The sequence below is a fragment of the Bacillus sp. AP50 genome (genome assembly GCF_040492675.1).
In the GTDB taxonomy this organism is placed as follows: domain Bacteria; phylum Bacillota; class Bacilli; order Bacillales; family Bacillaceae_G; genus Bacillus_A; species Bacillus_A cereus.
In genome coordinates this window covers 48489-58353 of sequence record NZ_JBEUTW010000027.1, presented here as the reverse complement: position 1 = coordinate 58353, position 9865 = coordinate 48489, and the positions used below count along the sequence as shown (strand labels likewise).

Here is a 9865-nt window from a genome sequence, read left to right as displayed (position 1 = left end):
CTTCCTTATGTTAACATTTTCGTTTTTCGATGTCAACTAAGTTTTTCAATTTCTTTTGTCGTTTTCTGCGTTTCCGCATCAGCGACGGTTATTAATTTAACATATACAAACTATTAACGTCAACACTTTTTAATAAAAAATTCTTTTTCTTACATAACGAATACATTCTTCTGTGTTAGCTACTCTCCGGAATAAACAGAAAATGATTTTATATCTTTCTTCCATGGCTTTTTTTACAACTTCATGAATACGCTCATCTTCAAAATCAAATAAAAGTTCCTCTAATTCTCTCTTCAATATGTATTCCATTTCTTTTCTCTCTTCTTTTGTCAACATCAGCCCAAGCAAACAATCACCTCAATAATTCCTTACGCAACAATAAACGTTCCGCTCATTTTCAATTATCACAATCCTATCATCCATTATATCCACTACTTACGATATTAATCCTTTGTTCTCTTTTTTATATTTACAGCATATATGTAACTGAAAAGGATTGGACAAAGGGGCGTAATATTATGTTTTTCTTTTTTATTACGAGTAAGAGAAATTTTAAACACATTAGCTTAATAGTGATACTGTCCTTATTTACAGCATGGCTACTCTTTTTAAAAACATATTCACATGAATCTGCTTTTTCAACTGCTACAGGCCCTAAAGTAATTTACAAAGGAGACACCGCTAAAAAGCAAGTTGCATTTACGTTTGATATTAGTTGGGGAGACAAAAAAGCAATTCCAATCCTAGATACTCTTAAAGAAAGAGAAATTAAGAATGCAACATTCTTCCTTTCTGCTGCATGGGCCGAAAGACACCCCGATATTGTAGAGCGAATCATGAAAGACGGACACGAAATCGGTAGTATGGGGTACAATTACACATCCTACACTTCTCTAGAGACAAATGAAATAAGACGAGACCTTTTACGAGCACAAGATGTTTTTACGAAACTTGGTGTAAAACAAGTCAAGCTGTTACGTCCACCTAGTGGCGAATTTAACAAAGCAACCCTTAAAATCGCAGAATCACTTGGATACACCGTCGTGCATTGGAGTAATAATTCAAACGATTGGAAAAACCCAGGTGTAAATAACATCGTTTCCACTGTCTCTAATAATTTGAAAGGTGGAGATATCGTCTTATTACACGCATCCGATTCTGCCCTTCAAACAAATAGAGCTTTACCGCTGCTCCTGCAAAAAATAAAAAGTGATGGATATGAGCAAATATCCGTATCACAACTTATTTCCAACACAAGTACGAAAAGTGAAGATGTGAAGTAGCTTCTTCCCTACCACTCTTCACGCATAAAAAGCTCTACTACCTTTCAAGAAGGTGGTAGAGCTTTTTTAATCATACCATTTCCAGCATTATAACTGCTGGTGTATAAAATCTCTCTATTAAGCTGATTTACTTGTTTTTCCGATTAAACGATGTAATACAAGTAATTGATATGCGTTACATAACAATAGCGGTATAACCATTAAATATAACCAATCTGTATCATTAATCCGAAGCGCCGGTACCCATTCAAGGATCGTTACAACAACCATAAAGAACAGAGCTGGCACAAATGCTTTTTTATTTGTTTCTTTGCTTTTTACATAAGCAACAATTGCTCCAAACACAAATAATATTCCAGCAACAAGTATGTTATTCCCTAACGAGACTTCCCCATTTGCAATAAGTACAGATCTTAAATACACAAAATCAAATAATACGAATGCAATAAAGAAGAGCTGGACTGCATTCCATAAAGAAGATGAGCGGAACATCCCTAGTCCAAAACGGTGGATTGTTAAATATGCAAAGAATCCCATTTGACTTATAACACTAAAAATAAATCCTACACCCATCAGCCAGAAAGATACTGCTAAAATCTCCTTACCGTCGAAATTTTGAAAAAATTTATTGTACTTGTCCCACTCCAAAACAAAACCAATAATAACTGTGCTAATTCCACCAAGAAACAACGTCGTTAAAAATAGTCGTACCCACTTGCGGCTATTCACAACACATCCCCCATTATCCTTATATTTCTAATTAAATTGTATCAATGACAATTTCAAAAAGCTAGCCATGTTCATGTATAAATTCCTTAAAGATATTTATATTAAAAAGAGAGAACTGTGCTGAAAGGAGTTCCAACTTATGAAACGGATGCTATTCATTTTCGTTTCTTCTTTTCTACTTATCGCACTTGCAGCATGCGCACAAGGAAAAGAAACGAAATCCGAACTAGATTACGATCAAACAAAGAAAATGATTGTTGATATTTTAAAAACAGATCAAGGTAAGAAAGCTATTCAAGATGTATTAACTGATGAAAAAATGAAACAAGCACTCATACTAGATGAAACAGTAGTAAAGAAAACGATTGAAGATGCCATGGTATCCGATAAAGGGCAACAATTCTGGGAAAAGCTCTTTAAAGATCCTGAGTTCTCATCGAAGTTCGCTAAAAGTATGGGGAAAGAACAAACCCAATTAATGAAAACCTTATTAAAAGACCCTGAATACCAAGCAGGCGTTATAGAAATTATGAAAAATCCTGAAGTAGAAAAAATGATGTTACAAACAATGAAGAGTAAAGAATACCGTCAATATCTACAACAAGTACTAACAGAAACTGCTGAAAGTCCACTCTTCCAAGCCAAGATGATTGATATCATTAGTAAAGGTGTGCAAAAAGCTGAAAAAGGCGGATCTGGTAAGAAAGAAGCAGGCGGTGACGGTGGTTCTCAAGGCGGGAAGAAGGAAGAATAGTAAAAAATAATAACTATAATAACGAGTGGACAATTTATACATTGTTCACTCGTTATTACTTTATCTTGCTATTAACAGACGAAATGGCCCCCTCTAGTTAAGCGAAAGGTTTACTAGCAACAAAAGCCTTATTGTTGTCAGTAACAGGTGAACCCCACTGATTAAAGTTTCACTTTATTTTTGTGTAACAGCTGTTCTATCAATTACTGTTTCAGCTATTTTACTATAAATAATGCCCGTTGTATGTGTATCTTCATATACTGAAGGAGCAAAGTCTTCTTTATTCCAATCGGGTTGTTGTAGCGGAATGCGACCAAGAACATTCGTTTGTAATTCGGTAGCTAACTTATCTCCCCCGCCTTTTCCAAATACATATTCTTTCTCACCAGTTACCTTACTTTCAAAATATGCCATATTCTCAACAACACCAAGAATACTATGTTCAGTGCGCAATGCCATCGCTCCAGCACGCGCTGCTACAAACGCAGCTGTTGGATGAGGCGTCGTTACAATAATCTCTTTGCAAGATGGCAACATTGAGTGCACATCTAACGCAACATCACCTGTGCCTGGTGGCAAATCTAGTACTAAATAATCTAAATCGCCCCATTCTACTTCTGTGAAGAAGTGGTTTAACATTTTCCCAAGCATAGGTCCTCTCCAAATAACTGGTGCATTATCCTCTACAAAGAAGCCCATTGAGATTACCTTTACACCTAAACGTTCCACCGGAATTATCTTGTCACCTCTTACAATAGGACGTTTTTCTATCCCCATCATGTCCGGCACACTAAAACCGTAAATGTCCGCATCAATAATACCAACTTTTTTTCCTAAACGAGCTAAAGCAACTGCAAGGTTAACGGAAACAGTTGATTTTCCCACGCCACCTTTTCCACTCGCTACTGCTAAGAATGTTGTTTTTGAATTAGGTGACAATAAAGATTCACTTTGCTCTTCTTCTTGTTCCGGTGCAAACTGAGCTAATTCCTCTTCTGTAAATTCTGCAAAACGAAGTCCAACTGTTGCTGCCCCAAGTTCTTTTACTAACTTTACAATTCCAGACTGCAACTGCATTTGTTCCGCTGTACCGGTTTTTACGATTGCAATTTTGACACTCACATGTTCCTTCTCTGGCTTGACTGTTACCTCTTTAATTGCACTTGTTTCTTTTAATGTTTTATGTAAAAACGGATCTATAATCCCTTCTAACGCTTCAACCACTTGCTCTTTCGTTATCATAATTAGCCCAGCCCCCTGTATGAAAAATAACGTAATGTTAATTGAATTTATCTCTGCTTATCCTTGAAATAAATGCGTTTACATTTCCAGTATAACATATTTTCCGAAAACTTCGTTAACGAGAGAAGCTCAAAAAAATCCTCCTTATTCTGGAGGATTTCCTTTTTCCGTGAAATAACGTAATATACCACGGTATATTGCAGCTGCTACCTTTTGCTGATATTTCTCCGAATTTAACATATACCTTTCGTTCACATTCGATAAAAAGCCAGCTTCAATTAAAGCACCTGGTGTTTTAGAATACTTTAATAAATATACATGCGAAATTGTCTTAGCAGAACGATTCGTGTTTTCTAAACTTGTTCTCAATTCAGCCTGTATAAATTTTGCAGCACGTTCATTTTCAATCGAAGAGCGGTAATAGAACGTTTGTGCGCCTTTCGATCCACTACTAGTTAAAGCATTTAAATGAATACTTGCAAAAAAGTCTACATCAGGTTTATTGATGATTTCTACACGTTTTTTTAAATCCTCTGCTTTACGTCTACTATATGACTTTGTATCTTTGTTAGCTAAATCATAATCTCCCTCACGCGTTAAAATAACTAGTGCACCTTGTTCTTGTAAATAGTCTTGTACCTTTTTTGTAATTTCAAGCGTAATATCCTTTTCTATAATATCCTTTCCACCAACAGCCCCTCCATCTGGTCCACCATGCCCAGCATCTAATACAATTACTTTCCCTGATAAGGGTAAATTCCAAGCTCGCCACGATTTTGTAATTTGAAATTCTTGTTTAACTAAAAAAAACAATACAACCGCAGCGAGTGCAAAAGAGATAATTCGAATTCTCTTCATACCTTTCCTCCTCCAGCTAGTCCCTCTAATTACTTATATGGGACAAGAGGAAAGTTTATGCTTGTCTTAATGAAGCTTTAATCGATATCTTCTTTCACCTTTTTCATACCCTTCTTGCCACCACAATCCTATAAACTGCTGACAAGATTCAAAAAGTAATTCCTCATCTTTCAACTTTATTTCTCGCATAGTCATACTCGTTAAAAATTGAAATAGCGTTTCAGTTAATTGTTGTTCTTCTTCTAAAGCTCTATATTTCACATCAAAAAACGATTCACCATAATAACCAAATTTACTGTATCTCGCTCCTAATAAATAAGATTCTATCCCTAATTCAATACAGTAATCTTCATACTGACGATGAAGCTCTTGCATTTGAAAGGCATCACGAATATTTGAACGCAATGTTTTTAATGATAATTCCCGCAACATCTTCCGCTCGTATTTTAACTGCTTTTCTTTTTGTTTTTCTTGTAAGCTGACAATGACATTCATAGTACTTATAAACCTCCCTAATACGTATTAGTCTAAACTTCTAAAGAAGAAGCATACGCATGGCGGTAGCACTAAAATATTCCAAGCTATAAAAATTGCAAAAGAGGAATGAAACATAAAAAAAACCCCAACCAAAATGGTTGGGGTTTGTAGTTCGCAAAAATTAACGTTTTGAGAACTGAGGTGCACGACGTGCGCCTTTAAGACCGTATTTTTTACGCTCTTTCATACGTGCGTCACGAGTTAATAGACCTGCACGTTTTAGTGTTAGACGGTATTCTGGATCAGCTTTTAATAAAGCGCGAGAAATACCGTGACGAATAGCACCAGCTTGACCAGTGTATCCACCACCATTTACGTTTACAAGTACATCGTAGTTACCTAAAGTTTCTGTTGCAACTAGAGGTTGTTTCACTACTTCACGTAATGCAGCAAATGGGATATAGTTTTCAAAATCACGACCGTTAATGATAACGCGTCCTTCGCCTGGAACTAGGCGTACGCGCGCTACTGAACTCTTACGACGTCCAGTGCCATAGTATTGAACCTGTGCCAAAGTAAGCCCTCCTTTAATTAATTATCCGCGAAGTTCGTAAACTTCTGGTTTTTGTGCTTGGTGTGGATGCTCTGCTCCAGCATACACGTTAAGTTTCTTAGAAACTTGACGGCCTAAGCGTCCTTTTGGAAGCATGCCTTTAATTGCAAGCTCTAACATTTGTACAGGGTAGTTTGTACGCATTTCAAGAGCTGTTCTTTGCTTAAGTCCACCTGGGTGGTTAGTGTGACGGTAGTAAATTTTATCGTTTAATTTATTACCTGTTAAATGAATTTTCTCAGCGTTAATAATAATTACATGATCACCCGTGTCAACGTGTGGTGTAAATGTAGGTTTGTTTTTACCACGTAAAATGGATGCTACTTCACTAGCAAGGCGACCTAAAGTTTGACCTTCAGCATCAACCACATACCATTTACGCTCAACTTCGTTAGCTTTTGCCATAAAAGTCGTACGCATGTGTTTCCCTCCTCGTTATCTTTTCCATAGAAAAAATCTATTGTTTATCTTAAACACGATTTCCTTCCGGGGCTAATCGTGGTTTTAGAAACAATACCATATGTTATGATATACTTTTGAGTTTCTAATGTCAAGCAAATGTTACACCAGGATTAGTTGTTATAGTTTACCTCCCATAAGTAAAGCCCATGACCTGGAGCCATCTTTCCAGCAAACTGACGATTTTGTTTCGCTAAAATCTCTGGAATGCTATCAGGATCAAGCTTTCCTTGCCCTACGCTAAGTAACGTACCAACAATAATTCTGACCATATTATATAAAAATCCATTACCTACAAAACGAAAAATTATTTCATCATTTTGTTCAATTAACTCGATTTCATAAATTGTTCGCACTTTATCTTTTTTGTCAGTTTTTGCCGAACAAAAAGAAGTGAAATCATGTGTTCCAATAAAATAAGGAATTGCTTTTCTTATAGAGTTGATTTCGAGCGGATATGGATATTGATATACGTAATTTCTACGGAATACATCCGCAGTCTTTGATAATAATACACGATAACGATATTCTTTTTTCTCAACACCGTAACGTGCATGAAATTCTTCTGTTTTTTTCTCTACTTGCCTAATAACAATATCATCTGGCAACATTGTGTTTAAAGCATTAATCCATTGCCACTCTTCAAGAGACAAAGGAGTATCAAAGTGTATTACTTGTCCTTTTGCATGAACTGTAGAATCTGTTCTACCAGATGCCTGAACACGAACAAGTTCTCCCTTATGCAATTTCTGCAATGCTTTTTCTATCTCCTGTTGAACAGTACGATGGTTCGGCTGAATTTGATAACCACAAAAATGCATGCCATCATATGCAACCGTACATTTTATTCTATCCATTTCTCTATTCTCCATTACGATCGCACCCATGCCAAAATACAAGCTAAACAAAATAAGCTGACAATCGTTACTGTATCGCTTGTTTTCCAGCGTAGTTGCCTAAATTTAGTACGTCCTTCACCACTTTGATATCCACGAGCTTCCATCGCAATGGCTAAGTCCTCTGCACGCTTAAAAGCACTGATAAACAGAGGAACGAGCAGTGAAATAATAGCTTTCATTCTATCTTTTATCGGTCCCCCGGCAAAATCAATACCACGTGACGCTTGTGCTTTCATTATTTTACTCGTTTCATCCATTAATGTCGGGATAAAACGAAGAGAAATTGACATCATTAATGCGATTTCATGAACAGGAACCTTTATACGCTTCAACGGCTTTAATAACGTCTCCAAACCATCTGTAATTTCAATAGGTGTCGTCGTTAACGTTAATAATGTCGTCATTAAAATAATAACGAAGAATCGTACAGAAATGTATATCCCTTGCTCTAATCCTTTTTCATATATCGAAAACCAACCAAGCTGGAATAGTACATCCCCCTCCTTATTTGTAAAAATATGCAGGAAAAATGTAAAAAGAAAAATCCATAAAATTGGTTTTAAGCCCGAAAGTACATAACGAATCGGCACTTTTGCAAAAAATAAAGCAATGAGTGCATATAAAAATAAAAATCCATATGAAATCGCATTATTTGCTAAGAAAACAACAAATACATATAAAAAGACAATCAGCAGCTTCGTACGTGGATCAAGTTGATGAATAAGTGAATTCCCCGGGATATATCTCCCAATAATCAACTGCTGCATGATTCATGACCACCTTTTCGTAACACCTGCACAACTTCATGAGTAAGATCCTCTAAAGATAAGGTAGCCTTTGGAATTGAAATACCAAACTTCTCTTCAATTGCACGTTTATACTTTAATGACATAGGAAGATCCACACCAATTTTCTCTAGTTCATCGGCATGTGAAAATACTTCCTCTGCACTTCCTTGCAAAAAGACCGTTCCTTTATGCATAACTACAATCTGCTCCGCATACTGAGCAGCATCCTCCATATTATGCGTTACAAGGATAACTGTAAGCCCCTTTTCCTTGTGCAGCTTATAAAACATCTCCATAAGTTCGTTCTGCCCTTTTGGATCTAGTCCTGCTGTAGGTTCATCTAATACAAGCACTTCAGGTTCCATCGCCAGTACACCCGCTATAGCAACACGTCTCATTTGTCCACCACTTAATTCGAACGGAGAACGTGTTAACAGTTCCGGTTCTAGCCCTACAAGTTCAATTGCCTTTCTAGCCTTTTGCCTTGCTTCGTCTACAGATACTCCAAAATTAGTAGGGCCGAAACAAATATCTTTCTCCACAGTCTCTTCAAACAACTGATGTTCTGGGAATTGAAAGACAACCCCTACTTTTTTACGTAGTGGCTTTAACTTTTTTTCTTTCTTTCCTGCCGAAATCAAATGTTCACCAATTTGAACTGTACCATTTGTCGGCTGCAATAAACCATTTAAATGTTGAATCATCGTTGACTTACCTGAACCAGTATGACCAATAATGGCATAATAGCCCCCACTTGGAAACGACACATCTACATCATAAAGTGCGCGTCTTTCAAATGGAGTTTTATATTGATAACGATGCTCTACTTTTTGGAATGTAATCTCCAAAGTTCGTTCACCAAGCTTTCCATTGTAAGATGCGTATTTTGCAAGAGAATTTCATTTCTTTTTAATAATTCTGCTATTTTCACTGAAAACGGTACATCTAAGCCAATTTCTTGGAGCATATGAGAGGATTTGAAAATTTTTTCTGGAGTCCCTTCCTCTAATATTTCTCCCTTATTTAAAATAATGACACGATCTGACTGTGCCGCTTCTTCTAAATCGTGCGTAATCGATAACACGGTAATACCTTTTTGAGTAACAAGTTGTCTAACCGTTTCTACTACTTCACGTCTCCCTTGAGGGTCTAACATTGACGTTGCTTCATCTAATATTAAAATAGATGGTTGAAGTGCTAAAACGCCTGCTATTGCCACTCGCTGCTTTTGCCCACCAGATAAGGAATGAGGCTCATCATTAAGAAAATCTTCCATACGGACAAGTCGCAAGGCCTGTTCTAATCTTTCAATCATTTGTTCTCTTGGCATTCCGATATTCTCTAAGCCAAATACAACATCATCTTGCACTGTTGTTCCAACAAATTGATTATCTGGATTTTGAAATACCATTCCAATTTGTTTTCGAACATCCCATACCGTTTCCTCTGATAAAACCATTGTATCATTTACTGTAATAGTCCCTGCTTCTGGCAAAAACAAACCATTCAATAATTTTGCAAGTGTAGACTTTCCTGAACCGTTTTGTCCAATAATAGATACCCATTCTCCCTCATATAAGGAAAATGAAACATCTTTTAATGCATAAGTGGCTGCCCCAGGATATTGAAATGATATATTTTCTATCCGAAGTTTCTCTTTTTTCAATAGAAGGCACCCTTTCCTTCGCACAGTTAGCCTATTTTTATATTTAAAAAAAAGGGCCATGACCAGTTTCTTGAAAAGAACTGTCCTGCCCTTTTAA

At 36.6% G+C, this 9865-nt stretch carries 13 protein-coding genes; 2 read left to right on the top strand and 11 right to left on the bottom strand.

All coding sequences use genetic code 11. The features are described 5' to 3' along the window. Positions 1-129: 129 nt before the first annotated feature. On the bottom strand, positions 130-348 hold the full coding sequence (locus tag ABWK52_RS04120; RefSeq protein WP_000901147.1) for a hypothetical protein: 219 nt from the start codon (positions 346-348) through the stop codon (positions 130-132). A gap of 170 nt (positions 349-518) precedes the next feature. On the opposite strand from ABWK52_RS04120, the gene pdaB reads away from it, so the two are divergent. Further along, a complete protein-coding gene (gene pdaB / locus ABWK52_RS04115) occupies positions 519-1283 on the top strand; it encodes a polysaccharide deacetylase family sporulation protein PdaB (RefSeq protein WP_000464705.1) in 765 nt (254 codons plus the stop codon). 117 nt (positions 1284-1400) lie between these two features. Here the strand turns inward: pdaB and kbaA are convergent, their stop codons facing one another. After that, positions 1401-2012, bottom strand: coding sequence for a KinB signaling pathway activation protein KbaA (kbaA, locus tag ABWK52_RS04110; RefSeq protein WP_001088526.1), 612 nt, complete (start codon positions 2010-2012; stop codon positions 1401-1403). 139 nt (positions 2013-2151) lie between these two features. Between kbaA and gerD the strand changes: the two genes are divergently transcribed. After that, positions 2152-2766 carry a spore germination lipoprotein GerD gene (gene gerD / locus ABWK52_RS04105; protein ID WP_000827296.1) on the top strand — a complete coding sequence of 205 codons (615 nt, stop codon included), beginning with the start codon at positions 2152-2154 and terminating at the stop codon, positions 2764-2766. 174 nt (positions 2767-2940) lie between these two features. Here the strand turns inward: gerD and ABWK52_RS04100 are convergent, their stop codons facing one another. The 9 genes from ABWK52_RS04100 to ABWK52_RS04060 form a co-directional block, all read right to left on the bottom strand. Further along, complete coding sequence (locus ABWK52_RS04100; RefSeq protein ID WP_098542420.1) at positions 2941-4008, bottom strand: Mrp/NBP35 family ATP-binding protein; 1068 nt, start codon at positions 4006-4008, stop codon at positions 2941-2943. A 144-nt stretch (positions 4009-4152) separates the two neighbouring features. Beyond that, positions 4153-4866: an N-acetylmuramoyl-L-alanine amidase CwlD gene (gene cwlD / locus ABWK52_RS04095; protein WP_000822439.1), complete on the bottom strand. Its 714-nt coding sequence runs from the start codon at positions 4864-4866 to the stop codon at positions 4153-4155. Between the two features lie 66 nt (positions 4867-4932). Next, complete coding sequence (locus tag ABWK52_RS04090) at positions 4933-5361, bottom strand: DUF2521 family protein (RefSeq protein WP_001101005.1); 429 nt, start codon at positions 5359-5361, stop codon at positions 4933-4935. 163 nt (positions 5362-5524) lie between these two features. Beyond that, entirely contained in the window at positions 5525-5917 is a 393-nt protein-coding gene (gene rpsI, locus ABWK52_RS04085; RefSeq protein WP_000079986.1) for a 30S ribosomal protein S9, read from the bottom strand. Positions 5918-5938: 21 nt separating this feature from the next. Beyond that, on the bottom strand, positions 5939-6376 hold the full coding sequence (rplM, locus tag ABWK52_RS04080; RefSeq protein WP_001260793.1) for a 50S ribosomal protein L13: 438 nt from the start codon (positions 6374-6376) through the stop codon (positions 5939-5941). Between the two features lie 152 nt (positions 6377-6528). Beyond that, positions 6529-7272, bottom strand: coding sequence for a tRNA pseudouridine(38-40) synthase TruA (gene truA, locus ABWK52_RS04075; RefSeq protein ID WP_002098927.1), 744 nt, complete (start codon positions 7270-7272; stop codon positions 6529-6531). Positions 7273-7286: 14 nt separating this feature from the next. Beyond that, a complete protein-coding gene (locus tag ABWK52_RS04070) occupies positions 7287-8081 on the bottom strand; it encodes an energy-coupling factor transporter transmembrane component T family protein (RefSeq protein ID WP_001186526.1) in 795 nt (264 codons plus the stop codon). Next, positions 8069-8950, bottom strand: a complete 882-nt coding sequence (locus tag ABWK52_RS04065) for an energy-coupling factor ABC transporter ATP-binding protein (protein ID WP_000406535.1) — start codon at positions 8948-8950, stop codon at positions 8069-8071. The genes ABWK52_RS04070 and ABWK52_RS04065 overlap by 13 nt, the downstream gene beginning before the upstream one ends. After that, complete coding sequence (locus tag ABWK52_RS04060) at positions 8926-9768, bottom strand: energy-coupling factor ABC transporter ATP-binding protein (RefSeq protein WP_000711759.1); 843 nt, start codon at positions 9766-9768, stop codon at positions 8926-8928. Before ABWK52_RS04060 ends, ABWK52_RS04065 begins: the two co-directional genes overlap by 25 nt. Between the last annotated feature and the right edge of the window lie 97 nt (positions 9769-9865).

Coding starts and splice junctions, on each gene's coding strand:
- truA (WP_002098927.1), bottom strand. CDS start 7,272: ATGGATAGAATAAAATGTACGGTTGCATATGATGGCATGCATTTTTGT.
- rplM (WP_001260793.1), bottom strand. CDS start 6,376: ATGCGTACGACTTTTATGGCAAAAGCTAACGAAGTTGAGCGTAAATGG.
- ABWK52_RS04100 (WP_098542420.1), bottom strand. CDS start 4,008: ATGATAACGAAAGAGCAAGTGGTTGAAGCGTTAGAAGGGATTATAGAT.
- pdaB (WP_000464705.1), top strand. CDS start 519: ATGTTTTTCTTTTTTATTACGAGTAAGAGAAATTTTAAACACATTAGC.
- cwlD (WP_000822439.1), bottom strand. CDS start 4,866: ATGAAGAGAATTCGAATTATCTCTTTTGCACTCGCTGCGGTTGTATTG.
- gerD (WP_000827296.1), top strand. CDS start 2,152: ATGAAACGGATGCTATTCATTTTCGTTTCTTCTTTTCTACTTATCGCA.
- ABWK52_RS04090 (WP_001101005.1), bottom strand. CDS start 5,361: ATGAATGTCATTGTCAGCTTACAAGAAAAACAAAAAGAAAAGCAGTTA.
- ABWK52_RS04070 (WP_001186526.1), bottom strand. CDS start 8,081: ATGCAGCAGTTGATTATTGGGAGATATATCCCGGGGAATTCACTTATT.